Below are 26,239 nucleotides of genomic sequence, written 5' to 3'. Positions count from 1 at the left end.
GATCGCACAACGCGGAACATTGTCGGCCTAAACCCGGCTTGGAGCCGCCGGATGCTCCCTGTGCGACAGCTGACGCGTGACGACGAAGACCAGCAGGGCGCCGACCGCAAGGCAGGCCGAGAGAAAGAACATCGGCGCGATCGTGCTGCCGCTCTCATCCTTGATCCAGGGCACGACGTTCTGGGCGACGAAGCCGCCGAGATTTCCGACCGAATTGATGGCGGCAAGGCCCGCCGCAGCCCCCGCGCCCTTGAGGAAACGGGAGGGCAGGCTCCAGAACACCGGTTGGGGGGCGAAGATCCCGGCAGCGGCGACGCAGAGGAAGGCGAATTGCAAAGTGTGGTTCGGGATCAGCGCCGAGAGCAGCAGGCAGGCGGCGCCGATGACAGCCGGAATGACGATATAGGGCGTCTTCGATTGCGCCTTGTCGGCCATGGCGGGAACGGCATAAAGCGCGATCGCGACCAGCACCCAGGGAATGATGTTGAGGAACCCGTTCACCGTGTTGCTGACACCGAAAGCCTTGACGATCGTCGGCAGCCAATAGCTCAGCCCATAGGCCGAAAGCGGAAAGGCGACATAGCACAGCGCCATCAGCAGGACGCGCGGGTCGATGAGCGCCTTGAAGCCGTTTCCGGCATCCTCGCCCATGCCGGCATTTTCAGAGGCGAGCCTTCGTTCGAGCCAGTCCTTCTCCTCGCTGCTCAGAAAGCTTGCACTTTCAGGCCGGCCGGGAAGATAGAAGAAGGTGACGATGCCGGCAATGACAGCCGGAACACCGGTCGCCAGGAAGACCCACTCCCAGCCGGCAAAGCCGTAGAGACCATCGAGATCGAGCAGTACGCCGCCGAGCGGCGCACCGACGGCATTGGCAATCGCACTGAAGATCATGAACAGTCCGACCATCCTGCCGCGATAGGCCGAGGGAAACCACAGCGTCAGCAGATAGAGGACGCCAGGAAAGAAGCCGGCTTCGCAGACACCGAGCAGGAAGCGCAGGATATAGAACATCGTCGCGTTCTGCGTGAAGGCGAGCGCGATGGTGACGATGCCCCAGGAGACCAGAATGCGGGCGAACCAGACACGGGCGCCGAGCCTGTCGAGGAAGAGGTTGCTTGGCACCTCGAAGAGAAAATAGCCGATGAAGAACAGCGAGGCGCCGAGGCCGTAGGCATATTCGCTCATTGCGAGGGCATCGACCATCTGCAGCTTGGCGAAGCTGACGTTCTGCCGGTCGATATAGGCGATGAGATAAAGGATGCCGAGAAACGGCATCAGCTTCCAGGTGATTTTCGAGATCAGCCGCTTCTCGTCGACCATAAGTATCCTCCGGTATGACCATGCTTCGTCATGGCGTAGATAGCGCGGCCTGCCGATAATCAATTGCGCGTTGCATTTTCTCGGGGGCCGCGAACGGATCATCAGGTCGCACCCGGACACCGGGTGCGACCAGTCTTCAGATCATTCGGCAGCGGCGACGGCGGCGCGGCGGCCGATCGTTAGCTGCGTCAGCGCGAAGGCTGAGAAGGCGCAGAGCGCAATGCCGGCGGCCATCGGAACGGCTGTGCCGTCGAAGAAGACGCTCGATATGACCATGGCGACGGCGGCGATCACGAAATGCAGCGTGCCCATCAGCGACGAGGCGGTACCGGCGATCTCGCCGTGATCCTCGAGCGCAAGCACTGCGCTTGTCGGGATGACGAGGCCGAGGAAGCCGTAGCCGATGAACAGGAAGGTCGCCAGGACAGGCAGCTGGTTGAAGCCGGACGCCATCACCACCGCCATCACGACCATCGCAAGCGCGTAAGCGCTGACCGCAATCCGCATGACGCGCACCAGCCCGAAACGCTCGCCGAGCCAGCCCGTCGCCTGCGATACCGCGAAGAAGGACACGGCGTTGATCGAGAAGGCGAAGCTGTATTGCGTCGGCGTCAGCCCGTAATGCTGGATCAGCACGAAGGGCGAGTTGGCGAGATAGACGAGGAAGCTCGAAATGCCGAGGCCGCCGATGAAAGTCAGCGTCAGGAAATTGCGGTCGGTCAGCAGAAGGCGGTAAGCCGCCATGGCGCTGCTCAGACCGCTGCCGCTGCGTTCGTTCGCCGAACGGGTTTCGTCAAGCTGGGTGGCGAGCAGGACGAGGCCGATGAAGGCGGCGATCGTCACGGCCCAGAATACGCCGCGCCAGCCGTAGAACTCGATGACGGCGCTGCCTGTCAGCGGCGCCAGGATCGGCGAGATCGAGAAGACCAGCATCAGCAGCGACATCAGGCGCGCGGCCTGTACGCCAGTGTGCATGTCGCGAACGATGGCGCGCGGAATGACCATGCCGGCAGCACCGCCGATACCCTGAACGAAACGGAAGGCGATCAGCGTTTCGATGTCGGTCGCCAGCGCACAGCCGATCGAGGCCACGGCGAAGAGGCCGATGCCGAGATAGAGCGGCAGCTTGCGGCCCCACATATCCGACAGCGGACCGTAGACGAGCTGGGCGAGCGCAAAGGAGATGAAGAAAGCAAGAAGGGTAAGCTGGGTGACGTTGTTATCGGCATGCATGTCCTGGCCGATGGACGGCAGCGCGGGCAGATACATGTCGATGGCGAAAGGCCCGATGGCCGACAGAAGGCCGAGAATGAGGGCAATGCGAAAGAAGGGAGCCGTCATAATGGTGATCTTTCATAAAAGCGCAGCGGAGGCACCGGATTGTCGCTCCGCCGCATTGCTCTGAGAGCGCCGTGCGTCCTCTCGGACGCACAAAGGACGCTCTAACACTTTCAATCTCGCATCGTGCTTTCCGAAAATCGGTTCCGATTTTCGGCCCGATGCGCGGGTTCAATGATGATCGTTCGCGCGAAGACGAAGTTGGGAGCTCATATCTTCAGCGGGAACCAGGAGTGTCAACAAATTTGGACACAGATGTAAAACTAGACGCCATTGTCTAAAACGTCAAGACGTCTTATCTTCGCTCTCATGAAAGATCGCATGACACCGGCAGCGCGGATGACGGGGCATACGCAGCGCGGACAATGCGCCAAGCGCATGTCGATCCTCGATGCGGCGGCCGACGTATTCTGCCGCCAGGGTTTTGCCGGCGCCAGCATCGACGAGATCGCCGCCGTCGCCTGCGTATCCCGCCAGACGATCTACAATCACTACCGGGAGAAGGAAACGCTGTTCGTCGCCGTCGTCGAAGACGTCATGAACCGCGCCAACGCCATGCTGTTCTCCGTGCTGTCGACCTTTCCTGATCGTGCCGACGATCTGGAAGACGAGCTGACGGCCTTTGCCGTGCGCCTCAACAAGAACTGCATCTGCAACCACGACGGAAAATTCCTGCGCAAGCTGGTGCAGACCGAGGGCGAGCGATATCCGCACCTCTTCGAAAGCTGGCGCCAGCAGGGGCCCGGCAAGCTGACCACGGCACTTTCCGCACTTTTTGCGCGGCTTGCCCACAAGCAAGCGCTCGTCATCGACGATTTCGACGTCGCCGCCCGGCAATTCGTGGCGCTTGGCAATGCCGACCTGCAAATGATGATCCTTCTTGGCGCAACACCCACCGATGAAGAACTGGAAAAGGCGGCGCGCAACGCCGTGCGTACCTTCCTCAAGGCCTATGGCAGTCCGGAGGCCGAAAAGGCCGGCCATCCGCCGCAGCTCGCAGCCATATCAGGCTGATCAGGTCTTTCAGATAAAGCCGGCAGATAAAGCCGGCAGATAAAGCCGGCAGATCAGGCCGGCCGATCAGGCAAAGATCGTCATCTGTGCGGGCACGACCGCGAACATGCCGACGCGGCGCGCGGCCAGATATTTCACCAGCTGCTCGACAACCGAAGGCATGACCGGCTTCTGGACCACGCCGACCGCGCCCTTGACGCCATCGGCGACCACCTCGGGATTGCCGGTCATGAAGACGACGGCAATGCCATGCTCTTCCGCCAGCTGTCGGCCGATCTCAGGCCCGGTCGGGCCGTCGGCGAGATTGACGTCGACGAAAGCGATATCGGCAAGCGGCGCCAGCCGCAGCGCCTGTTCGCGATCATTCGCAAGGCCCGCGACCTGCATGCCCATGCCTTCCACCGTCGCCTCGAGATCGAGCGCGATCAGGAATTCATCTTCGACGATCAATACTCTCTGTTTCATGAGATCATCTCGTTGCCAGCGCCGCACGACATTGGTGGCCATGATACGTCCCCTTGGTTACGCCCATACTTCTAAAGAGGGATCCGCTCCGGCAGCCTATCCCACGCGAAACTCAGGATGGTAACGGGCAACTCAACGATATGTTCCGCGGTGGAACGCCATTTTTTGTATTTAAGATATTGTTAACGTTGATAAATTCTTAAAATGCCGAAAGCTGAAGCAAAAAGGCGGCACCATGGCCGCCTTGATAACGCACGACGGGGAGGATTAATCAGCCCTTGGCCTTCAGCACGAGGACCGGTTTGCCGCGGTAGTCGACCGGAAACAGCGACTTCAGGTTCTCGATTTTCGGCAAGTCGTTGTAGACGATATAGGGATAGGTCGGATTGAGCGTCAGGAAGTCCTGATGATAGGCCTCGGCAGGGTAGAAGCCGGTGGCATCAGAGACCTTGGTGACGATTGGCTGCGAGAAGACATGCGCCTTGTCGAGCTGGCTGATATAGCTCTCGGCGACCTTGCGCTGTTGCGGATCCGAGACGAACAGCGCCGAACGGTACTGCGTTCCCCGGTCCGGACCCTGGAAATTCAGCTGGGTCGGATTGTGTGCCACCGAGAAGAAGATCTGCAGCAATTTGCCGTAGCTCACCTGTTTCGGATCGAACTTCACCTGCACGGATTCGGCGTGACCTGTCGAGCCGGCGCTGACGGTTTCGTACTGCGCCGTTTTGGCGTCGCCGCCGGCATAACCGGAGACGGCACTCTCGACACCCTTCACGTGCTGGAAGACGCCCTGGACGCCCCAGAAACAGCCGCCGGCGAAAATGGCCGTCTCGGTGCCTGGCCCGGCGGCCTCGTCAACGGCCGGCGGCGGGATGACGACGGCATCCTCGGCCGCGCCTGCGGCACACACGCCGAGCGAGAAAATGGTGGCGGCAAGGAGCGCGGCAAGGCTCCTGCGGTGGGAAGACGTGGACATGGCGCTACCTCCTGCGATGGTCCAAATCCTTGCTCATCCTTACAAAAGTCGCAAATCACAAGGTGGTCACTCACGCCGATGTGACAGCCAGACGAAAGCGCCTGTGCGAACATGAAACAGCGCTCAACTTGAGTTGACAATCTCGCGAGGAGTGAGGAGAGTGCCGCCGGTCAGAGCCAGCATTTCCGGGGGGAACCTATGTCCGTGCGCTCGTTCTTCGCTTTCGCGACAATCGCATTTTCCACGATCGCCATCAGCTTTCCCGCCGTTGCTGCGGACACCAAGCGCGACATCCAGACGATCAAGGACGCCGATTTCTTCGGCTTCGATCTTCGCACCGAACAGAACGTCTCGCTCGATCAGTGCAAAACCTCCTGCATCGGCGACAAGAGCTGCAAGGCCTTCACTTACAATCCCAAGGTGAAATGGTGCTTCCTGAAATCCGATTTCAAGACGATGAACGCCTTCCCCGGCGCCATCGCCGGCAAGATCGTCGAAACGGCCGGCCAGCAGGAGCCGGATATCGGGGCTGCGCCGCGCCTCACCTTCCTGAGCAGCGACCTCATCCAGCAGGCCCATGATTTCAAGGACAATCTCGAACTCGCTGACGACCAGCAGGGCCAGGGCGTCGACAGCCTGACGGCCAATGCCCGCATCGACCTCACTGCCAACAACCTGGCCGACGCGCTGAAGTCCTTCCACGGTGCGCTGTCGATCACGCCCGACGATGCCGATCTCTGGCTCGAAACCGCCCGCGCCGCAGCGTCGCTTGGCAGCGCCGAAAGCAACACGACCGGCCAGGCCGTGCTCGACGCGCTGAACGGCTACGAGCTGACGCGCACCACCGCCAAACGCGCCGAGGCCTTGGCCGTGCTCGCCACTGCGCTGGAGCGGAATGCCAACTACCGCCCGGCGCTCGACGCCTATAAGGCGAGCCTGGCGCTTGTCGGCGCCAAGGATGTGCAGGCGGCCTACCTGCAGCTGAAATCGACGCAGGGCTTCCGCGTCACCGAACACACTGTCGATGCCGACAGCGCCACGCCGCGTGCCTGCGTCACCTTCTCCGAGGCGCTGGTCAAAACCACCGACTACACGCCCTTCGTGACGCTGAACGGCGAAGCACCAAAGGCGCTCGAAACCAAGGACAAGCAGATCTGCGTCGAGGGGCTGACGCATGGCGAGACCTACAAGATCGCCTTCCGGACCGGCCTGCCATCCGCCGTCGATGAAGTTCTGGAAGCGCCTGTCAGCGTCGACGTCTACATCAAGGACCGCAGCCAGATGGTGCGGTTCACCGGTGACAGCTTCGTGCTGCCCTCGACGGCGCGCCGCGGCATCCCGATCGTTTCCGTCAACATGACGTCGGCGAACCTCAAACTCTACCGCATCGGCGATCGCGCCATCGCGCCGCTGCTGACCAATTCGCAGTTCCTGACCCAGCTCGACGGCTACAGCGCCCAGAACATTGAGGACCAGAGCGGCGAACTCGTCTGGCAGGGCTCGATCGAGATCGCCAACGAGCTCAACAAGGACATCGTCACCAGTTTTCCGGTCGATGAGGCGCTGCCCGAGCGCAAGCCCGGCATTTACGTGATGACCGCAACGGCGGCAAACGGCCCCGCGCAGGACTGGGATTCGCAGGCGACGCAATGGTTCCTGGTCTCCGATATCGGTGTCACCACCTATGCCGGCACGGACGGGCTCAACGTCTTCACTCGCTCGCTCGCCTCGGCAAAGCCGATATCAGGCGTCGAACTGCAGCTGCTCGCCAAGAACAATGAGGTGCTCGGCACTGCGACGACCGACGCTGACGGCCGCGCCACCTTCACCGCCGGCCTGATCCGCGGCACGGCGGCGCTGACGCCGGCCGTCATCACCGCCAAAAACGGCACGTCGGACTATGTCTTCCTCGACATGACGCGCGCCGGCTTCGACCTCTCCGACCGAGGCGTGACGGGCCGTGCCGCACCCGGCGCGATCGACGTGCTGACGTTTACCGAACGCGGCATCTACCGCGCCGGCGAGACGGTGCATGCCCAGGCACTTGCCCGCGACACCGACGGCAACGCCATCGACAACCTGCCGCTCACCTTCATCTTCAGCCGTCCAGATGGTGTCGAAGACCGTCGGATCGTCAGCCAGACCAGCAATCTCGGCGGCTATACCATCGATTTCCCGACCCAGGAAAACGCCATGCGCGGCACCTGGACGATGAACATCTATACCGATCCCAAAGGCAGCGCGATCGCCACCAAGAGTTTCCTCGTCGATGATTTCGTCCCCGATCGCACCGACATGGAGATCAAGACCGAGGCCAAGGAAGTCGGTCCGGACACGCCAGCGACGATTACGGTTTCGGGCAAATATCTCTACGGCGCCCCGGCCGCCGGCCTGACGCTCGAAGGCGACGTCGTCGTCAAGCCGACGCGCGAGAGTGCGGCCTACAAGGGCTTCCTCTTCGGCCTCGCCGACGAAGAAGCGAGCGAGGATTCGCGCCTGCCGATCGACGGCCTGCCGGAACTCGACGAGAACGGCGAAGCCTCGACCGACCTGACCATCAGCGACCTGCCGGCAACGACACAGTTGCTCAACGCCACCGTCTATATGCGCATGCAGGAGGCGGGTGGCCGCGCCATCGAGCGCTCCTTGACCATTCCGGTGAAGAACCAGGGCGCTTCGATCGGCATCAAGCCGGAATTTTCCGACGATCTGCCGGAGAACGCGATCGCCAACTTCACGGTGATCAGCGTCAAGGCCGATGGACAGAAGCAGGAGACGAAGGGCCTGCGCTGGAAATTCTACAGCCTCAACCGCGAATATCAGTGGTATCGCGAGGGAACGGCCTGGAAATACGAGCCTGTTTACACCGCCGAGCAGGTCTCCAACGGCAGTGTCGACGCGACGATGGACGGCGGCAAGATCTCCGTGCCGGTGACCTGGGGCCGCTATCGTCTCGAAGTGGAAAGCGCCGATGCCGACGGCCCGACCTCCAGCGTCGAATTCGACGCCGGCTGGTTCGTCACCTCGACCTCGACCGAAACGCCCGACGGGCTGGAAATCGCCCTCGACAAGGACAGCTACAAGATCGGCGAAACCGCCAAGCTCAAAGTCACCTCGCGCTATGGCGGCGAGCTGATGGTGACGGCCGGAACCGAAAAGCTGGTCGCCGTACAGAACGCCACGATCGGCGAGACCGGCGGCGAGGTCGACATCCCCGTTACATCAGACTGGGGTGCCGGTGCCTACGTGACCGCCACGCTCTTCCGCCCCGGCGACGCGCAGGACAGCCACATGCCGATGCGCTCGATCGGAATCAAATGGCTGAAAGTCGATCCTGAACAGCGGGCGCTGCAGGTGACGCTCGCAACACCCGAAAAGATGCTGTCGCGGGGACCGTTGAATATCGGCCTGCAGGTGGCGGGCGCCGGCGCCAACGAGGATGCCTATGTAACGGTTGCTGCCGTCGATGTCGGCATTCTCAACCTGACGCGCTACGAACCGCCGAATCCGGAGGACTGGTATTTCGGCCAGCGCCAGCTCGGGCTTGAAATCCGCGACCTCTATGGCCGCCTGATCGACGGGTCGCTCGGCGCCACCGGCAAGCTCCGGACCGGCGGCGATGGCGGTGCCGTGGCACTGCAGGCAAGCCCGCCGACGCAGAAGCTCGTCGCCTTCTTCTCCGGGCCGGTGAAGCTCGACGCCGAAGGCAAGGCCAATGTCTCCTTCGACATTCCCCAGTTCAACGGCACGGCGCGCGTCATGGCGGTCGCCTGGTCGAAATCAGGCGTCGGCCATGGCGTCAAGGATGTCATCATCCGCGATCCTGTCGTGGTGACCGCAAGCCTGCCGAAGTTCCTCGCCCCCGGCGACAAGGCCAATCTGCGCCTCGACATCGCCAATACCGATGCGCCGGCCGGCGATTACAAACTGCAGCTGACCGGCAATGATGCGGTCGGCATCGATGAAGCCTCCGCCTCGCAGACGATCCGTCTCGAGGCCGGTGCGAAATCCGAGCTGACGCTTTCGCTCATCGGCAAACAGCCGGGCGCCGGCAGCGTCTCGATCAACCTCTCCGACGCTTCCGGTCTTTCGCTCGACCAGACGGTCGACGTGCCGGTGCGCCCGGCCTCCTTGCCGATTACCGAACGCAGGGTGCTGGCGCTGAAGCCGGGGGCAAAGCTCACCGTCGACAAGAACCTGCTCGCCGACAGCGTGCTGCCCGGCGCCGCAATCAGCGTCAACGTCACCCGTTCGGCTGCCTTCGATATCCCAGCCCTGCTGATGACGCTCGACCGCTATCCCTTCGGCTGCGCCGAGCAGACCACCAGCCGGGCGCTGCCGCTGCTCTACCTCGCCGAAGTGGCGAAGCAGGCGGGCATGGAAAACGACGACGATGTGAAGAAGCGCGTCCAGGATGCGATCTACCGCGTACTCTCCTATCAGGCCTCGGCCGGAAGCTTCGGTCTCTGGGGACCGGATTCGGGCGATGTCTGGCTCGATTCCTACGTCACCGATTTCCTGACGCGGGCCCGCGAAATGAAATACGACGTGCCGGAAAGGGCTTTCGTGCAGGCGCTCGAAAACCTGCAGAACACGTTGTCCTACACCACCGACATCAAGGGCCAGGGCGACCAGATCGCCTATGCCGTCTACGTGCTCGCCCGCAACAAGAAGGCTGCAATCAGCGATCTGCGCTACTATGCCGATACGATGATCAACGACTTCCCGACGCCGCTCGCCAAGGCGCATATCGCCGCCGCACTGGCGCTCTACGGCGATGCGCAGCGTTCAAAGACCATCTTCCTCGATGCGCTGCAGATGTCGGAGCAGTCGATGGTGTCACGCGTGAACCTGTCGCGCACCGACTACGGCACGATCCTGCGCGACGGCGCGGCGATCCTGGCGCTCGCCGCCGAAAGCCGGCCGGTGCCGCCTGTCATCCCGGAGCTTGCCAAGGCCGTCACCAAGGAATGGGGTCGCAGCAAATATAAGAGCACCCAGGAAGAGGCCTGGATGCTGCTTGCCGCCCGCGCCATCCAGGGCGGTGACGACGGCCTCAAGGTCGATGTCAACGGCGCGCCGCATACCGGTGCCTATATGGCGAAGATATCCGGCGATGCGCTGAGCGACCATCCGCTGACGCTGACCAACCAGACGGGTGACGCGGTTTCGGCCGTCGTCACCACGGTTGCCGCGCCCACCGTGCCGTTGCCGGCCGGCGGCGACGGCTTCACCATCGAGCGCACCTATTACACACTCGACGGCGAAGAGGCGAATGTCAGCGAGGCGAAGCAGAACGAGCGCTACGTCGTCGTCATTCATGTGCGCGAAACCAACGCCTGGCCTTCGCGCATCGTCATCACCGATCTTCTGCCGGCCGGCTTCGAGATCGACAATCCGAACCTCGTCGACAGCGCGCAGATGACGAATTTCGACTGGATCGGAGAGATCTCCGCTGCCCATACCGAATTCCGCTACGACCGCTTCGTTGCCGCCTTCAACCGCGCAGAAGGCGACGAGCGCGAATTCAACGTCGCCTATGTCGTGCGTGCGGTTACCCCCGGCACCTACGACCATCCGGCCGCAAACGTCGAGGACATGTACCGGCCGGAGCTTTCGGCCCGCACGGCAACTGGCAAGATGGAGGTCGTGACGGCGCAATAATGAGGCGGTGGCACAAGTTTGCGATCGGGTCCGCAGCCGGCATCGTTCTTGCCGGCGCGGCTCTCTTTGCGCTCGATGCCGCCGACAGGGCCTTTCCGCCGCCGCTCGACAGGGCGAATGCCGTCTCCGCCGAGGTGCTCGATGCCGACGGACAATTGTTGCGCGCGTTTGCGACGTCGGAAGGCCGCTGGCGGCTGACGACGGCGGTCTCCGACGTCGATCCGCAATTCCTGCGCATGCTGATCGCCTATGAGGACCAGCGTTTCTACGAACACGGCGGCGTCGACCTCTGGGCGCTCGGGCGCGCTGCCGTGCAACTGGTCAGCAACGGCCGTATCGTCTCCGGCGCCTCGACGCTTTCGATGCAGGTGGCGCGGCTGATCGAGCCGCGCGAAGGACGCTCGCTTTCGGCAAAACTGCTGCAACTGGTGCGCGCCGTGCAGATCGAACGCCGGCTGTCGAAGGAAGAGATCCTCGACCTCTATCTGACGCACGCGCCCTATGGCGGCAATCTGGAAGGCGTGCGCGCCGCAAGCCTTGCCTATTTCGGCAAGGAACCGCGGCGCCTGACGGTCGCCGAGGCAGCGCTGCTCGTCGCCCTGCCGCAATTGCCGGAACGGCGCCGGCCGGATCGCAATCTCAAGGCAGCCGAGGCCGCACGCAAGCGTGTGCTCGACCGGGTGGCGGTCGCCAGAGCCGTTGGTGACGGCGAAGCGGAACGGGCCGAAGGCGTCGCGGTCCCGCCCCAGCGCATGCAATTGCCGGCCCTTGCCGCCCATGTCGCCGAAGCAGCACTGCGCAAGGAGCCGACGGTCCTCAAGCACCAGACGACACTGAAGAAGCAGGTGCAGCAGGGGCTGGAGGCGGTTGCGCGGGCAGCGGCATTCAAGCTCGGGCCGAAGCTCTCGCTTGCCATGGTGATGGCGGATGCGCAGACGGGCGCGATCGTCGGCGAGGTCGGCTCGGCCGATTATTTCGACGCCAGCCGCTCCGGCTGGATCGACATGACGCGCGTCAACCGCTCGCCGGGCTCGACGCTGAAGCCCTTCATCTATGGGCTGGCCTTCGAGCAGGGCCTGGTATCGCAGGAGACGATCATCGAAGACCGGCCCGCCGATTTCTTCGGCTACCGGCCGCGCAATTTCGACATGAGCTATCAGGGCGACGTCACCGTGCGCGAGGCGCTGCAGCTTTCGCTGAATGTGCCGGCCGTCAAGCTGCTCGATGCCGTCGGGCCGTCACGGCTGATGGCGCGCTTCCGCCGCGCCGAGGTACGCCCGGTCCTGCCGCCGAATGAGACGCCGGGGCTTGCGATCGGGCTTGGCGGCGTCGGCATCACCCTGAAGGATCTGGTGCAGCTCTATACGGCGCTCGCCAATCGCGGCCACCCGGCAAGGCTCGGCGACGGCGTCACCGGCGCACCGGGCAAGCTCGACGGCGAACCGCTGCTGGAGCCGGTCGCGGTCTGGAACGTCGCCGATATTCTCTCCGGCGTCATTCCCCCCGCCGGCGCGCCGCAACGCGGCATCGCCTACAAGACGGGCACGAGCTATGGCTATCGCGACGCCTGGTCGGTCGGCTATGACGGGCGCTATGTGCTCGGCGTCTGGGTCGGACGACCTGACAATAGCGCCGTGCCGGGATTGACGGGCTATGGTACCGCCGCGCCCATCCTCTTTGAAGGGTTCGCCAAGTCAGGCATCGCGACGACGCCGCTGCCCCGCCCGCCTGCAGGCGCCGTACGCATCGCCCAGTCCGAGCTGCCGATCAGCCAGCGGCGTTTCGCCCTCAATGCCAGCGGCCTGCTCACCTCCGGCCGCGAGGCCGCGCCGCAGATCATCTATCCGCCCGAGGGCGCGCATGTCGATCTCGGCGCTGGGCAAGGCAACCTGTCACCGCTGATGCTGAAGCTCCAGGGCGGTCGCGCGCCCTTCCGCTGGCTTGCCAACGGCAAGCCGCTGCCCGACCTCTCCCGCCGGCGCATCCAGCAATGGCTGCCTGATGGCGGCGGCTACTCGAAACTGACCGTTATCGACTCGGCCGGACGCGCCGCAAGCGTCGGCGTTTTCATCGACTGAAGCATCGTTCTTTGCGCGTCTGAAAAGACACGCGGGCGCAGTAAGGGAACAAAAGCCGCGCTGCAACCGTTGGGGACAATCTCCTTCCAACGTCAGAAGGCCCCATGACACTTCCGACAGCGACCTACCGGATACAATTCCGCAACGGCATGACCTTTGATCGCGCCCGCGGGCTCGTCCCCTATCTCAAGACACTCGGCATCAGCCACCTCTATGCCTCGCCGATCTTCACCGCCGTCAGCGGCTCGACCCACGGCTATGACGTCACCGACGCCAACGAAATCGACCCGGTGCTCGGCGGCCGGGCCGGATTCGACCGGCTGACGGAAAGTCTTGCCTCGGCGGGCATGGGGCTGATCCTCGACATCGTGCCGAACCACATGGCAGCCTCGCCGGAAAACGGCTGGTGGCGTGACGTGCTGACATTCGGCCGGCAGAGCGCCTATTTCCGCCACTTCGACATCGACTGGAGCGAGCCGCTGACCCTGCCGCAGCTCGGCCAGGATTTCGATCGCGCGCTGGCCGACGGCGAGCTGCGCATCGCACTCGACGAAACGCTTGGCAACTTCGTGTTCCGTTATTTCGAGACGCTGCTGCCGCTGAAACCCGGGAGTCACGGAGCGATTGCCAACCGGCTCGACGATCCGGTGGCAATGAGGATGGCGGAGGCGGCGGCCGTGACCTCCGGCGACAACTTCAACCGTGCGATGCGAGACATCCTCTTCGAAGGCGGCGATCGGGCAGTCCTTGAGCAAAAACTCGATGACGTCTCGGCAGATCGCGATTTCATGAGAAGCCTGCATGAGGCACAGCATTGGCGGCTGACGCACTGGAAGGCGGCGGCACGACATCTGAGCTATCGCCGTTTTTTCGAGGTGACCGGACTGGTCGGCACACGCGTCGAAGATCCCGCCGTGTTCGAGGACATGCATCGGCTGGTGATCGAGCTGGTGCGCCATGGCAAGGTCCAGGGCCTGCGCATCGACCATGTCGACGGGCTCGCCGAACCCAAGGCCTATCTCGACAGGCTGCGGGAGGCGGCCGGACCGGACACCTATATCGTCGTCGAAAAGATCCTGGGAGCCGGTGAGGTCCTGCCGGAGAGCTGGCCGATCGCCGGCACCACGGGATATGAATTCATCGCCGCCCTGAGCGAGCTGTTCATCGACGGCGGCGGCCTGCGCATATTGGACGATGCCTATCGCAGCATCGCCGCCGACACGGGTGATCTCGAGGAGGGCCGGCGAATTGCCAAGCGACTGATGGTCGAACGCAATTTCGCCGGCGAGACCGACAGGCTGGTGTCGATCGCGGCAGGCATCTTTCCCGAGCTAAAAAGAGACGAGATCGCCACCGCCCTCGGTGAACTGCTGATCACCTTTCCCGTCTACCGCACCTATGGCGACGGCGGCCTGCTTTCCTGGCAGGATTCAGCAGTGCTTGCCGTCACGGCATCGCAAGCCATGGCGCGGCTCGACGATCGGCGTGCCTGCGACCATGTGCTGAAGCTTCTCGAAGGCAAGGTCGAAGGTGACGCGGCCCACGAGTTCCGTATCCGCTTCCAGCAATTGAGCGGGCCGGTGATGGCGAAAGCGACAGAGGATACGCTGTTTTATCGCTATAACAGGCTGCTTGCCGCAAACGAAGTCGGCGGCGAACCGGGCAAGGCGCCTGGCGGCCCGGAGGAATTCCACCGCCGCATGGCCGAGCGGGCGCGGCTGCAGCCGCATGGGCTTTCGGCAAGCGCCACCCACGACACCAAACGCGGCGAGGATGCGCGGGCAAGGCTTTATGCGCTGAGCGAGGGCGCGGATGTTTTTGCACAGGCGGTCGAGCGTTGGCGCGAGATGAACCGGCCGTGGGTGAAGGATCTGCCGGAGGGTGCCGCGCCGGAACCAAATGTCGAATGGATGCTCTATCAGGCGCTGGCCGGGATCTGGCCGGAGGATTTCGACAGAGGACAGACGGAAGAACTGCGCGAACGCTTCACCGATTACGCGCTCAAGGCGGTGCGAGAGGCGAAACTGCGCAGCGATTGGACAGAGCAGGATGCCGCCTACGAGGAAGCGGTCACCACCTATGCCGCGGCGCTGGTCTCGCCTGACAATGACGTCTTTCTCGAGGATTTCGAAAGGGTGCTGCAGCCTTTCATCGCGGCGGGTTACCTCAACAGCCTGTCGCAGACGCTGCTCAAGCTGACGGCCCCCGGCATTCCCGATATCTACCAAGGTGCGGAGGGTTTCGATTTCAGCCTCGTCGATCCCGACAACCGCCGGCCGGTCGATCATGAGCGGCTGACGGCCTGGCTCGATGAAGCCGGGCCGATCGCCAAGCTGCAGGCGGCGGCGCTGAAGCAGCGCCTCGTCGGGATCGGCCTGCAGCTGCGTCAGCGGCAGGCGGAACTCTTTGCCAGAGGCGACTATCTGCCGCTGAAGGTGACGGGCGCCCGACGCGACCATGTGCTTGCTTTTGCCCGGGTGCATAAGGATGACTTCGCAATCATCGCGGCGCCCCGGCTGATGTTCGGCTGGCTTGACCCCGGCGTGCTCTTTGCCGGCCCGGAATTCTGGGAGGATACGGCAATTGCCGTCCCCTCCCCGCTCCACGGTCTGAAGGCCGATCTGCTGACCGGAAAGACGGTGGAGCCCGGGGGCAGCATTTCGGTCGCCACCCTGCTCGGGAGCCAGCCGGTCGGGCTGATCACCCCGATCTGAAAATCAGCCGACGCAAAGATCGTATCCATGAAAATAATGCTTGACCTTCCAGTCGCTGGAAGGTGGATAAGCCTATCCAACGGCCCCCGGGACCAGGAGATAGTCATGGATATCAAGCACGAACACGATCACCATCACGGCCACCCCGACGGCGACGATCATTGCCATTGCGGCCATGAACAGGAGAAGGCTGTCAGCGCCATGATCCGTGATCCTGTCTGCGGTATGACTGTCGATCCACAGGCCGGCAAGCCCTCGCTCGATCATGACGGCTGCATTTATCATTTCTGCTCCGAGGGCTGCCGGACGAAGTTTACGGCGGCACCTGAGGATTACCTGAGTGCGAAGGACCCCGTCTGCGGCATGACCGTCGATCGCTCGACGGCGAAACACTTTCTGAAATACGAGGGCGAAAAATTCTACTTCTGCTCGGCCGTTTGCCAAGCGAAGTTCGAAGCCGACCCCTCAGCCTATCGCGACGGCAGCCGCCCGCCGGCAAAGCCGGCGCCAAAGGGCACGCTCTATACCTGCCCGATGCACCCTGAGGTCGTCAGCGATCGTCCGGGCGACTGCCCGAAATGCGGCATGGCGCTGGAGCCGATGGGCATTCCGCCTGATGACGAAGGCCCGAACCCGGAACTCGTCGATTTCGTCAGGCGGCTCTGGGTCAGCGCCATTCTCGCCATACCGTTGCTGGCGCTCAGCATGGGGCCGATGCTCGGCCTGCCGCTCCGGGAAGCGATCGGCGAGCCGCAGGCGACCTACATCGAACTGCTGCTGGCAACGCCGGTGGTGCTCTGGGCGGCCCTGCCGTTCTTCCGCCGCGCATGGGCGTCTGTCGTCAACCGCAGCCCGAATATGTGGACGCTGATCGGTCTCGGCGTCGGCACCGCCTATGTCTACAGCGTCGTCGCCACGCTTTTACCAGGCATCTTCCCGATGAGCTTCCATGGCCATGGCGCGGCCGTGCCTGTCTATTTCGAGGCGGCGGCCGTCATCGTTGCGCTCGTCTTCGTCGGTCAGGTGCTGGAATTGAAAGCGCGCGAACGCACCGGCTCGGCAATCCGCGCCTTGCTCGACCTTGCGCCGAAGACGGCAAGGCGCATTGATGCCGGTGATCGCGAGAGCGACGTGCCGGTGGACGATATCCAGCCTGGTGACCGGCTGCGCGTTCGCCCCGGCGAGCGGGTGCCGGTGGACGGCTCCGTGCTCGAAGGCCAGTCGACGGTCGATGAATCGATGATATCAGGTGAGCCCCTGCCGCTGGAGAAGTCGAAGGGCGACCCGCTCACCGGCGGCACGATCAACAAGAACGGCACCTTCGTCATGACCGCAGAGAAGGTCGGCGCAGACACGGTGCTGTCGCGTATCGTCGACATGGTCGCCAAGGCGCAACGCTCGCGGGCGCCGATCCAGGGCGCGGTCGACCGGGTGTCGGCCATCTTCGTGCCGGCGGTGGTCGCCGCCGCCATCCTCGCCTTCCTCGTCTGGGCCGCGATCGGTCCGGAGCCGCGCATGGCGAATGGTCTGCTTGCCGCCGTTGCCGTTCTGATCATCGCCTGCCCTTGTGCGCTCGGCCTTGCGACGCCGATGTCGATCATGATCGCGACGGGGCGCGGGGCGCAGGAAGGTGTGCTGATCAAGGACGCCGAAGCCCTGGAGCGCTTTTCCAAAGTCGACACGCTGATCGTCGACAAGACCGGTACGCTGACGGAGGGAAAGCCGAAGCTTACCGACATCGTCAGCTTCGGCGGGGTCGGGGAAAATCGGCTGCTGTCGCTGGCGGCAAGCCTGGAGCGCGGCTCCGAACATCCGCTGGCCGAAGCGATCGTTTCCGGCGCCGAGGAGCGCGGTGTCCCCTTCGTCGAGGTCACCGGTTTCGAGGCAAAGACCGGCAAGGGCGTTCAGGGCCGTGCCGGCGGCACGACGGTGGCGCTCGGCAATGCGGCGATGCTTACCGATCTCGGCATCGATCCAGCGGTCCTTGCCGAGAAGACCGAAGCCCTGCGCGGCGACGGCAAGACGGTGATGTTCGTGGTGTTCGACGGCGCACTTGCCGGTCTCGTCGCCGTTGCCGACCGCATCAAGCCGACAACGGCAGCCGCCATCAAGGCACTGCACGAGAGCGGTCTGAAGATCATCATGGCGACCGGCGACAACGAGCACACGGCGCGGGCGGTGGCAAAAAGTCTCGGCATTGACGAGGTTCGCGCCGATGTGCTCCCGGAAGGCAAGAAGGCGCTGATCGACGATTTGCGGGCCAAGGGCGCGATCATTGCCATGGCCGGCGATGGCGTCAACGACGCGCCGGCGCTCGCCGCCGCCGATGTCGGCATCGCCATGGGTACCGGCGCCGACGTCGCCATGGAAAGCGCCGGCATCACATTGGTGAAGGGCGACCTGAACGGCATCGTCAGGGCACGACGGTTGGCGGAGGCGACGATGCAAAATATCCGGCAGAATCTCGGTTTCGCCTTCGGCTACAATGCGCTCGGCGTGCCGATCGCGGCCGGCCTACTCTACCCGATCTTCGGGCTGCTGCTTTCGCCGATGATCGCGGCGGCGGCGATGAGCCTCTCGTCCGTCTCGGTGATATCAAATGCGCTGAGACTGCGGTTTGCAAAACTATAGGAGATGGCGATGAATATCGGCGAAGCATCGGAACGAACCGGCCTGCCTTCGAAGACCATCCGCTACTACGAGGATATCGGCCTCATCCGCCCCGAAAGGGGCGGAAACGGCTATCGCGACTATGCCGCAACCGACGTCCACAAGCTGCGCTTCCTGCAGCGTTCGCGCGGTCTCGGCTTTTCCGTCGAGGAATGCCGGCAATTGCTGGCGCTCTATGAGGACAAGGACCGGGCGAGCATCGATGTCAAGGATATCGCTCAGACCAAGCTTGCCGAGATCGACCGAAAGATCCGCGAACTGACGGAACTGCGCCGGACGCTGGAGCACCTGGTGCATGCCTGCCACGGCAACGACAGGCCGGACTGTCCGATCCTCGAAGAGCTTTCGGACGGCGGCTGACCACTTCAGGCGACCTGCATCAGGAAAGCTGCGGCATGTTCTGGTTGGCTGCCTGCGAGGGTTGAGCCCGCTCGTCGGGCTCCTCGTCTTCGCCGTCGTCGAGCACGGCATCATCCAGCCGATGCTTGATCGCCAGCGCATAGATCACGTCGAGAATATTGCGGTCCTTCAGATGAGGATCGCCCAGGGCGAGAAGCGAGGCCCGGACGATCTTCTTGCTGGTGGCCTTCGGACAGCGCGCCCTGACAAAATCAAAGAGCGCGTCATCCGTCAGCCCTTCCATGGCGCCGTCTACGAGCGCTTCGTAGACCCGCTTCTTTTCTTTCATTCTTTCTATTCCCCTCCAAATCAGCGGCGTCATGATCTGTCATGTAATTGTCATAAACAATCGCGGATTTGAGGCTTTCCTCCGCCGGGGAAGGATTTGACGTCTATCCAGCGACGGGCTTCCCGCCCTGACTTTTTTTAGTTCCGTCGGGAATAAAACCCGCCGCACGCGCGTATACTCAATCATGGAACGCAAAGAACGCCCCTTCGACGTCATCGGACAGCTTGCAGCGCTGAGGCGCTACGCTCGCTCGCTGGTGCGTAATTCGGACGAGGCGGAGGATCTGGTGCACGATGCGTTGGTGCGCGCCTTCGAGAAGCGAAAGAGCTTTCGCAACGGCGGCAACCTGCGCACCTGGCTGCTCTCCATCCTGCACAATGCCCATATCGATCGTCTTCGCCGCAACCGGTCGCTGACGCGCCGCCACGATGAAGCGGCTGTCGAATCCGAGCAATCGCTGCCGGCCGGCCAGGAACATGCCGTGCGCCTGCAGCAGGTGCGTGACGCCTTCTTCGCCCTGCCGGAGGAACAGCGCGAGGCGCTGCATCTCGTCGCAATCGAAGACCTTTCCTACCAGGAAGCCGCCCAGGCGCTCGGCATTCCTGTGGGGACGCTGATGTCGCGCATTTCCCGCGCGCGCGCGCAACTGCGCGAATTCGAGGAGAAGACGCCGCGGGTTTCGCATCTGAGAATCATCGGAGGGAACGGCAATGAAGGCAATTGATCCGATCCTCGATGCCGATCTTAACGCCTATGTGGATGGCGAGCTCGATGTCGCCCGTCGCATCCAGGTGGAATCCTATCTTTCCGAGAATCCGGCGATTGCCGCCAAGGTCATGGCCGACCTCAGCGTGAGGGGCGAACTGCGTCTGGCACTGGCCGGCGAAAGTGCCTTTGGCCGCCCCGAGACCCGCGATGCCGCCCGCCGGTTGGAACGCGGCCTTTCCTATGGCCGCATCTTCCATTCCATGCAGCGCGTTGCCGCCGTCGGCATTCTGATCGCCGCAGGTTGGGTGGCGCACAATTCCTTCGGCGCCTTTTCGGCGACTGAGGTGGCGGCATCCGTTCCGGCACCCGCCTATGTCGAGGATGCCGTCCGCGCCTATCAGACGGCGGCTCTGCGCCAATCGATGCCTCCGCAAACGCCGGCCACCTATAGCGCCGACGATATTCGCGCCGCCACCGCGATCGTGATGCCCGAACTGCCCAGGGATTGGAAGGTCGCCGACGTGCAGATCTTCCCGTCCGAGTTCGGCCCCAGCGTCGAGATGGCGATCGAACAAGCAGATGGAAAGCAACTGTCGCTTTTTGCCGTCCGTCCGGGCGCCTTCGAGGTCAAGCCGGTCAGTCATCTCACGCTGGAAAAAGCAGAAGCCGCCTATTGGCAGATCGGCGAGGTCGCTTATGCGCTGATCGCAGAGGATAGCGGTCTCAATCTCGACCAGGCGGCCGAACGGCTCGCCCGCTCGCTCTATTAATTCAAACCGAGGAGATCAGCATGAACCCGATCAATCCCCGCTACGGCGCCGTCGCCGGCCCCCAGGCCCTCTTCGACGAAGGCCTGCGCCAGCATATGCTGCGCGTCTACAACTATATGGCTCTCGGCCTCGTCATAACGGGCCTCGTCGCCTTTGTCGTCGGCTCGACTCCAGCACTCTACGTCCCGATCTTCGGCTCGCCGCTGAAGTGGGTGGTGATGCTTGCCCCGCTCGCCTTCGTCTTCTTCTTCTCGTTCAAGATCCAGACGATGTCGGCCAGCACCGCTCAGATCACCTTCTGGGCCTTCTGCGCCGTGATGGGCCTGTCGCTCGCTTCCGTCTTCCTGGTCTTCACCGGGATGAGCATCGCGCGGACCTTCTTCATCACCGCGACGATGTTCGGCGCCACCAGCCTCTACGGCTATGCGACGAAGCGTGATCTCTCGCGCATGGGCTCGTTCCTGATGATGGGCCTCTTCGGCGTCATCATCGCCTCGGTCGTCAATATCTTCCTGGGCTCGAGCGCGCTGCAGTTTGCGATCTCAGTGATCGGCATCGTCGTCTTCGTCGGTCTGACCGCTTACGACACGCAGAACATCAAGGAACAGTATTCGGAAAACTTTGATCAGGAATCGAACCAGAAGCTTGCCGTCTTCGGTGCGCTCTCGCTCTACCTGAACTTCGTCAACATCTTCCAGCTTCTGCTCAACTTCACGGGCGAGCGGGAATAGCACCGCGCTTCTGGGGGCAAAGGAAGCGCAGAGCGCCCGGTCTGCAATCTGTGACAGGATTGCAGATCGGGTATTCAACTAAACGAGACGGCCGGGTCAACGCCCGGCCGTTTTCGTTTTTAAAGCGCATCGCGTCAAATCGGAATCATGCGACGCGCTTTAAGCCTTTGTTTTATGCCTGTCGTTGTCCCAAAACCGCTGCACACTTTTGGGCAACATGCATTAGATGATGCCCCAGGCGCGATAGCGGCCTCGGCCGGTGATTTCACGAATGCCGATCTCATTGACGAGGTTCAGCGCTCCGCGCGGTGTGATGCGCAGATGACGGGCGATCATCGCCGCCGAGACCATTGGCCGCGACAGAATGAAATCGGCAAGTTCCGGCAGGCTGCTGTTTGAACGGCGGCCGCGAAAGCGCAGCTCCATCTGCGTGCGTGCCAAGGACAAACGATCGATTTCCTTGAGGCCGGCCACAGCACCCAGATGCACCGCCTCCAGAAAGGCTTGCAGCCGCGTGGCGCGATCGCGCGCCCGACGGCGCTCATGGCGCACCAGCTTCAGCCCGCCGTAAAAAGAAAAGAGATGCGAGGCGACCTTGCCGCGGGCGCGTAGATGGCTTGCGACCAGAAGTCCGCCGAGCCAGTGCTGACGCCGCAATGGCTCGATCCTTTCCCAGGCTTCGAAGAGGATGACGGCGCCGAGAACCGGCGGCAAGCTGTCGGCCAACGGCTGGACGCTCCGCCACTCCGCAAGCCGCTGTTCCTCGTCCCACTCGTCGTCACCGAGCAAGCCGAGGGGATCTTCGTTGCGCCTTGCCGGGACAATGGCGGTCGTCTCGCTTGCCGGCGTTTTCCCTGTGTGGATATCGAGCAGCTTCTGCGAGCGGGCAAGAAGCGCATCGATCTCGGCCATCTCCGCAACGAGCGGCCCGTCTTCATGCTCGCCCTCCTCGTCGGTCTCGACCGGAACTGCCAGGCTCTTCGCGTCCGGCACTTTCCCCTCCCCTTCCCCGCCGGTCGCAGTCAGCGTCGCAAGACCCGCGACACCGAGTGCCCAGGAGGGTTCGCCGGTCCAGATGCGCCGACGTGCCCGCAGCACGGAATGGGCGATCGTCAGTTCGTGGGTGGGAGCGCGGCTATCCATATGCGCATCATGCAAAACGAGGTCCTCGACATGCACGAGTTCGCCGGCCACCCAGAGCGCGCCGGCGGCGTCGAAGAAATGGCTGCGTTCGGCAAATCCCTCGCCGACCGGCGAGCGCAACACACGTTCGTCCAGCCGCGCCACCGCATCCTCCGCCGCGGCAATGGCTGGAAGTAAGGTTTGAAGCATCGCACCGTCAATATCGTAGCGCATTGTTAAGCTTTACAGTTTTTCACAAATGGAAGCAAAACGAATGTTTCCTTCCGCCATGTATGACATGGTTAACAGTGTTTTTCAACAAAACTGCGGGAAAGGAAGCCGTCAAGACGCCTGATCGCCCGGCCGCATATGCTTCTAACCGTCGCAGCTGGCGCGAAGCTTTTTCATAGCCGTTCATCCGGTTTTCCTCGTCGTCGGACCATTTGCCCGCATCAGCGCCATCAGCATCGGTCCGAGCGAGAATTCGCCACGCTCGGCCCGCCGCGTCAGGTCACGCAGGTAGCCGCCGGCAGAGTTGATATGTCCGCCCCTTTCCAGAATGCAGGCGATCACCGTGGCGGCATTTTCCGGCCCCATGACATCGCAGGCCAGCTGATAGGCGCTCGGGCTGACGCCAAGCGTGGAACGGACGATGACGGCCGCGGCCATCAGATCCCGCCAGCTGCCAATGCCGCCGCCCGGGCCATAAGCGACAATCTCCGGGCAGGACTGCAGAACCATGGCAAGGGGGAAGGATTTCGGCGGCTCCCGCCACGGCTGCCGTTCTTCCTCCGGCTTTGCGCCCTGCTTCGTTTCGAAGCTTGGTTCAAGTTCAGATATTGGGTGTGGGTTTGAATTATGTATGTGCCGACCGTTTTGGTTATCATTGGCGTCCGTTTTTTCTGTTTTCGACTTCGATTGCAGCGTCTTGACGATCAATTCCCGGAAAGCTTCGAGATCCGCCAGCAGGCTTTCCATCTCGGCGGTCGACGGGCGGCGCGGCAGGCTTGCGGAAAGCAGATTGAAATGCTTCTGCATCTCGATCCATTCGCCGGCAATTTTCTCCTCCAGCGCGATCTCGATGAGCTTGGTGATGTCACGCCGGCAAAGTGTCAGGCGCTCTCTCAGGCGCTTCCATTCGAGTTTGGCGGCCATTGCCTGAGCCGCTTGCGCCTCGATCTCGCGAGCGCGCACCAGGAGCGGCGCCAGGCTGAAGCCAAAGGCCTCACCAAGCCCGCCCTCGCCATTGCGGCGGGCAAAACGTTTCCCGTTCGGGCTATCCCGCCGGATGATCAGGCCGGCTTCCACCAGCATCGCCAGGTTTCGCCGCAGCGTCGTGCCGGCCATGCCATGCGTGCGCAGCGACAGCTGCTCATTCGATGGGAAGACGACGAAACCGTTGGCCTCGGCAATCTCGTTCTTCGGGTAGAAGGTCAACAGCGCGTTGAGAACTGCCAGGGCACGGTCGGATACGCCGATCATGTCCTTTGCTTCGCACAGCGCACGAAAGATCTTCCACTTGTCGACCGATGCGTCCGGATCGACCTTGCTGGCGCTTTCCTGGCTTGCCAGCATGCCAAGCGTCATCGATCGCCGCCCAAAGGGCGTCGATACATATTGAGGCTCCATGTCCCTCACCTTTTTTCAAGGCAAAAGAAACCTACCACCCAAAAGGATGCCGAAGACGCTTGACAGTGATTCGAGGAAGTGCGATTCTCAGATTGTCCAGATATGAGAAAGGCTTCCGCGGCGGCAACGTTCGGAGGCTTTTTTCTTTTGCGGCCTATTCTCCTGCTTGCAACTTGCCGGCTCGATAGGCTTCATAAAGCTCATCGAGACGGCGTGAAATGTAAGCGCCGAAATCCGGCGCATCGCCGGTCTTCAACGCGATCGTGAAGGAATTGCCGGCGCTCTTGATTCGGCCGGCAATCTTGCCGCCGCTCTTCGGCTTCCAGTCAAATTCCGTGGTTTCGGGCTTCGCCTCTTTCTTGGCGAGCTCGGCAACCAAAAGCTCGAAACGGCGGTCGCTCTCTTCCGCCATGAAACCTCCCGAGGCAATGAGCTTCGCAAGCCGGGCGGCCGTCATCCCATTCCAATCCTGGGCTAGCGCCATCCACCGGCGTCGCCCGATGCCGGGTGCGGCGCCGACCGACCTGACGATCTCGGCGGGAATAGCTTTTGCAACGGATATCAGCTTCGATAGCTCCGTCTTGTCCGTCGACAGCGCTTTCATGATCACCGGGCGCTCAAAACCCTTGAGCTCGAGATTGAGGGCAAAGACCGCGCGCTCGATGTAGGAAAGGTTCCGACGCGCCGAATTCTCGATGCCCTGCGCGATGACGACATCGGTATCGTCGAGCTTACGGACGATCGCCTGCACCTTGAGACCGAGCAGCTTGACGGCCTGCAGACGGCGATGGCCGTAGGCGATCTGGTAGCGATCCTCATCATTGGGATGGCGGCGAACGAGGATCGGCACTTCCTGGCCGTTCTCGGCAATCGACTGCACCAACTCGTCCTCAATATCGAGCGGCTGGTCGACAAGGCGGTCGCGGACGAAGGAGGAATCGATCAGATCAGGATCGAGCTCGACGATGCGTTCACCGGAGAGCAAAGCCTCCTGCATCGCCCTGCTCTCTTCCTCCATGCGGCCAAGGGTCAGCGCCATCGTGCGAACCGGCCCGGCCGATCCGCGCGAAGATGGTTCCTCGTAGTTGGCCGCGGCCAACTCCTGCGCCGTATCGTCGAAAAGACCTTTCAGGCGATCGCGTCTGCTCATGCTCGACCCCAGGCTTTGTGAATACCGGCGAGAACCTCGCTGTTGGCGGCATTGACCGATTCCAGCGCCCGGTCATAGGTCGAGCGGCGCACCTGCCCCTTCTCGATCTCGTAGAGCGTCTGCTTGGTCAGGCCGACATCGGCGATCGCCGTCGACTTGAGAATGGTCGCCGTCAACACGTCGTCACTGAAGAGGCTGCGCAACAGCGCGACGATCTGCGACTGCGGCGCATCGAAAGGTTCGTGACGCGTGACGACATATTTGATGAAATCGTGCTGCAGGTCGCCGCCGGCCTTGCGCACGACGGAAAGCAGATCCGACGTCATCAGCAGGAACTGCGACATGGAGGCGACATCGACCATCTGCGGATGGATGGTGATGAGCAGCGATGTGGCGGCACAAACGGCGCCAAGCGTGAGGTAACCGAGCTGCGGCGGGCAGTCGATCACCACGATGTCGTAGTCGGCCTCGACCTCGGCAATGGCAACGCCAACGCGACGGAAGAACAGCTCGGCGGGCCGCTGCCGGTCGTTCAGTGCCCGTGGCGTCTCATGCTCGAACTCCATCAGTTCGAGATTGCCCGGCACCAGATCCAGCCCGTCGAAATAGGTCTTGCGGACGATCTCCTTCAGCGGCTTGCGGCCCTCATCATAGCGAATTGCGCCATAGAGCGTATCGCCTTCGGAAAGATCGAATTCGGGCTGGACGCCCAGCATGGAGGAGAGCGAAGCCTGCGGATCGAGATCGATGGCAAGCACCCGGTAACCCGCCAGCGCCAGATACTGCGCCAGATAGAGCGTCGTCGTGGTTTTGGCCGAGCCACCCTTGAAATTGGTGACGGCAACCGTCTGCAGCTTTTCGCCAGGGCGACGCCACGGCTGATAGGAAAGCGCATCCTTCGGCTTGAGCTTGGCCATATACTGGCGCAATTCATTGATCTGGCCGAGCGTATAGGAACGCCGGCCATTCTGGGCGAGATCCGGCTGCGGTCCCTTGCCATCCAGCGAAAGCTGGCGAAGATAGCCGTCCGAGACGCCGATCATCTGGGCCGCCTCGCCGGAGGAGAATGTTCGTAGCGTCTTTTGCGAGAGCGGCGGAAACAGCTTGTCGCGGAGGAGCTTCAGTTGCCGCGAAAGCTGGTTCGCATGCCGCTCGATCCGTACATCTGTCGTCGATACGCTAATGTTGTCCAAAACACCCAA

The 26,239-nt window shown here is 62.6% G+C and carries 18 protein-coding genes; 9 read left to right on the top strand and 9 right to left on the bottom strand.

Features of this window, described 5'->3' with window-relative positions; translation table 11 throughout:
* Positions 1-27: 27 nt before the first annotated feature.
* Positions 28-1,320 carry an MFS transporter gene (locus tag J3P73_RS28075; protein ID WP_018071569.1) on the bottom strand — a complete coding sequence of 431 codons (1,293 nt, stop codon included), beginning with the start codon at positions 1,318-1,320 and terminating at the stop codon, positions 28-30.
* A 141-nt stretch (positions 1,321-1,461) separates the two neighbouring features.
* The gene (locus J3P73_RS28070; RefSeq protein WP_185828679.1) at positions 1,462-2,661 is read right to left on the bottom strand and encodes a multidrug effflux MFS transporter; all 1,200 of its coding nucleotides are present in this window, start codon (positions 2,659-2,661) and stop codon (positions 1,462-1,464) included.
* A gap of 270 nt (positions 2,662-2,931) precedes the next feature.
* Here J3P73_RS28070 and J3P73_RS28065 point away from each other — a divergent pair, with 270 nt between their 5' ends.
* The gene (locus J3P73_RS28065; RefSeq protein ID WP_130703576.1) at positions 2,932-3,672 is read left to right on the top strand and encodes a TetR/AcrR family transcriptional regulator; all 741 of its coding nucleotides are present in this window, start codon (positions 2,932-2,934) and stop codon (positions 3,670-3,672) included.
* Between the two features lie 66 nt (positions 3,673-3,738).
* Here J3P73_RS28065 and J3P73_RS28060 read toward each other — a convergent pair whose 3' ends face one another.
* Both J3P73_RS28060 and msrA read right to left on the bottom strand, forming a co-directional pair.
* A complete protein-coding gene (locus tag J3P73_RS28060) occupies positions 3,739-4,179 on the bottom strand; it encodes a response regulator (RefSeq protein ID WP_018071572.1) in 441 nt (146 codons plus the stop codon).
* 229 nt (positions 4,180-4,408) lie between these two features.
* Complete coding sequence (gene msrA / locus J3P73_RS28055) at positions 4,409-5,113, bottom strand: peptide-methionine (S)-S-oxide reductase MsrA (protein WP_027690065.1); 705 nt, start codon at positions 5,111-5,113, stop codon at positions 4,409-4,411.
* A 198-nt stretch (positions 5,114-5,311) separates the two neighbouring features.
* Between msrA and J3P73_RS28050 the strand changes: the two genes are divergently transcribed.
* The 5 genes from J3P73_RS28050 (at position 5,312) to cueR (ending at position 18,599) form a co-directional block, all read left to right on the top strand.
* Entirely contained in the window at positions 5,312-10,777 is a 5,466-nt protein-coding gene (locus J3P73_RS28050; protein WP_185828678.1) for an alpha-2-macroglobulin family protein, read from the top strand.
* Positions 10,777-12,855 carry a penicillin-binding protein 1C gene (pbpC, locus tag J3P73_RS28045; protein WP_185828677.1) on the top strand — a complete coding sequence of 693 codons (2,079 nt, stop codon included), beginning with the start codon at positions 10,777-10,779 and terminating at the stop codon, positions 12,853-12,855. The genes J3P73_RS28050 and pbpC overlap by 1 nt, the downstream gene beginning before the upstream one ends.
* A 104-nt stretch (positions 12,856-12,959) precedes the next feature.
* The gene (gene treY, locus J3P73_RS28040) at positions 12,960-15,569 is read left to right on the top strand and encodes a malto-oligosyltrehalose synthase (RefSeq protein WP_185828676.1); all 2,610 of its coding nucleotides are present in this window, start codon (positions 12,960-12,962) and stop codon (positions 15,567-15,569) included.
* 105 nt (positions 15,570-15,674) lie between these two features.
* Positions 15,675-18,200, top strand: a complete 2,526-nt coding sequence (locus J3P73_RS28035) for a heavy metal translocating P-type ATPase (protein WP_207580061.1) — start codon at positions 15,675-15,677, stop codon at positions 18,198-18,200.
* Positions 18,201-18,209: 9 nt separating this feature from the next.
* Positions 18,210-18,599: a Cu(I)-responsive transcriptional regulator gene (cueR, locus tag J3P73_RS28030; RefSeq protein ID WP_018494455.1), complete on the top strand. Its 390-nt coding sequence runs from the start codon at positions 18,210-18,212 to the stop codon at positions 18,597-18,599.
* A 19-nt stretch (positions 18,600-18,618) separates the two neighbouring features.
* On the opposite strand, the gene J3P73_RS28025 is transcribed toward cueR, so the two are convergent.
* Positions 18,619-18,927 carry a hypothetical protein gene (locus tag J3P73_RS28025; protein ID WP_130764141.1) on the bottom strand — a complete coding sequence of 103 codons (309 nt, stop codon included), beginning with the start codon at positions 18,925-18,927 and terminating at the stop codon, positions 18,619-18,621.
* A 184-nt stretch (positions 18,928-19,111) separates the two neighbouring features.
* Here J3P73_RS28025 and J3P73_RS28020 point away from each other — a divergent pair, with 184 nt between their 5' ends.
* The 3 genes from J3P73_RS28020 to J3P73_RS28010 are packed head-to-tail and all read left to right on the top strand — an operon-like array spanning position 19,112 to position 21,136.
* Positions 19,112-19,651: a sigma-70 family RNA polymerase sigma factor gene (locus tag J3P73_RS28020; protein ID WP_130764142.1), complete on the top strand. Its 540-nt coding sequence runs from the start codon at positions 19,112-19,114 to the stop codon at positions 19,649-19,651.
* The gene (locus tag J3P73_RS28015; RefSeq protein WP_027690071.1) at positions 19,638-20,405 is read left to right on the top strand and encodes an anti-sigma factor family protein; all 768 of its coding nucleotides are present in this window, start codon (positions 19,638-19,640) and stop codon (positions 20,403-20,405) included. Before J3P73_RS28020 ends, J3P73_RS28015 begins: the two co-directional genes overlap by 14 nt.
* A gap of 20 nt (positions 20,406-20,425) precedes the next feature.
* Positions 20,426-21,136 carry a Bax inhibitor-1/YccA family protein gene (locus J3P73_RS28010; protein WP_018071582.1) on the top strand — a complete coding sequence of 237 codons (711 nt, stop codon included), beginning with the start codon at positions 20,426-20,428 and terminating at the stop codon, positions 21,134-21,136.
* Between the two features lie 222 nt (positions 21,137-21,358).
* Here J3P73_RS28010 and J3P73_RS28005 read toward each other — a convergent pair whose 3' ends face one another.
* From J3P73_RS28005 to repA, 4 genes are all read right to left on the bottom strand, one after another.
* A complete protein-coding gene (locus tag J3P73_RS28005) occupies positions 21,359-22,492 on the bottom strand; it encodes an RHE_PE00001 family protein (RefSeq protein WP_018071583.1) in 1,134 nt (377 codons plus the stop codon).
* Positions 22,493-22,672: 180 nt separating this feature from the next.
* On the bottom strand, positions 22,673-23,887 hold the full coding sequence (repC, locus tag J3P73_RS28000) for a plasmid replication protein RepC (protein ID WP_130737072.1): 1,215 nt from the start codon (positions 23,885-23,887) through the stop codon (positions 22,673-22,675).
* 154 nt (positions 23,888-24,041) lie between these two features.
* Positions 24,042-25,037 carry a plasmid partitioning protein RepB gene (repB, locus tag J3P73_RS27995; RefSeq protein ID WP_018071585.1) on the bottom strand — a complete coding sequence of 332 codons (996 nt, stop codon included), beginning with the start codon at positions 25,035-25,037 and terminating at the stop codon, positions 24,042-24,044.
* Positions 25,034-26,230: a plasmid partitioning protein RepA gene (gene repA / locus J3P73_RS27990; RefSeq protein WP_024321713.1), complete on the bottom strand. Its 1,197-nt coding sequence runs from the start codon at positions 26,228-26,230 to the stop codon at positions 25,034-25,036. The genes repB and repA overlap by 4 nt, the downstream gene beginning before the upstream one ends.
* Between the last annotated feature and the right edge of the window lie 9 nt (positions 26,231-26,239).

Origin of the sequence: Rhizobium ruizarguesonis (assembly GCF_017357285.1) — a bacterium.
GTDB lineage: Bacteria > Pseudomonadota > Alphaproteobacteria > Rhizobiales > Rhizobiaceae > Rhizobium > Rhizobium ruizarguesonis.
This window is presented reverse-complemented; position numbering and strand designations above follow the sequence as displayed.

Bases quoted from the DNA above. Each gene is read 5' to 3' on its own strand.
- J3P73_RS28075 (WP_018071569.1), bottom strand. From the start codon at position 1,320: ATGGTCGACGAGAAGCGGCTGATCTCGAAAATCACCTGGAAGCTGATG.
- J3P73_RS28070 (WP_185828679.1), bottom strand. From the start codon at position 2,661: ATGACGGCTCCCTTCTTTCGCATTGCCCTCATTCTCGGCCTTCTGTCG.
- J3P73_RS28060 (WP_018071572.1), bottom strand. From the start codon at position 4,179: ATGGCCACCAATGTCGTGCGGCGCTGGCAACGAGATGATCTCATGAAA.
- msrA (WP_027690065.1), bottom strand. From the start codon at position 5,113: ATGTCCACGTCTTCCCACCGCAGGAGCCTTGCCGCGCTCCTTGCCGCC.
- J3P73_RS28050 (WP_185828678.1), top strand. From the start codon at position 5,312: ATGTCCGTGCGCTCGTTCTTCGCTTTCGCGACAATCGCATTTTCCACG.
- pbpC (WP_185828677.1), top strand. From the start codon at position 10,777: ATGAGGCGGTGGCACAAGTTTGCGATCGGGTCCGCAGCCGGCATCGTT.
- treY (WP_185828676.1), top strand. From the start codon at position 12,960: ATGACACTTCCGACAGCGACCTACCGGATACAATTCCGCAACGGCATG.
- J3P73_RS28035 (WP_207580061.1), top strand. From the start codon at position 15,675: ATGGATATCAAGCACGAACACGATCACCATCACGGCCACCCCGACGGC.
- cueR (WP_018494455.1), top strand. From the start codon at position 18,210: ATGAATATCGGCGAAGCATCGGAACGAACCGGCCTGCCTTCGAAGACC.
- J3P73_RS28025 (WP_130764141.1), bottom strand. From the start codon at position 18,927: ATGAAAGAAAAGAAGCGGGTCTACGAAGCGCTCGTAGACGGCGCCATG.
- J3P73_RS28020 (WP_130764142.1), top strand. From the start codon at position 19,112: ATGGAACGCAAAGAACGCCCCTTCGACGTCATCGGACAGCTTGCAGCG.
- J3P73_RS28015 (WP_027690071.1), top strand. From the start codon at position 19,638: ATGAAGGCAATTGATCCGATCCTCGATGCCGATCTTAACGCCTATGTG.
- J3P73_RS28010 (WP_018071582.1), top strand. From the start codon at position 20,426: ATGAACCCGATCAATCCCCGCTACGGCGCCGTCGCCGGCCCCCAGGCC.
- J3P73_RS28005 (WP_018071583.1), bottom strand. From the start codon at position 22,492: ATGCGCTACGATATTGACGGTGCGATGCTTCAAACCTTACTTCCAGCC.
- repC (WP_130737072.1), bottom strand. From the start codon at position 23,887: ATGGAGCCTCAATATGTATCGACGCCCTTTGGGCGGCGATCGATGACG.
- repB (WP_018071585.1), bottom strand. From the start codon at position 25,037: ATGAGCAGACGCGATCGCCTGAAAGGTCTTTTCGACGATACGGCGCAG.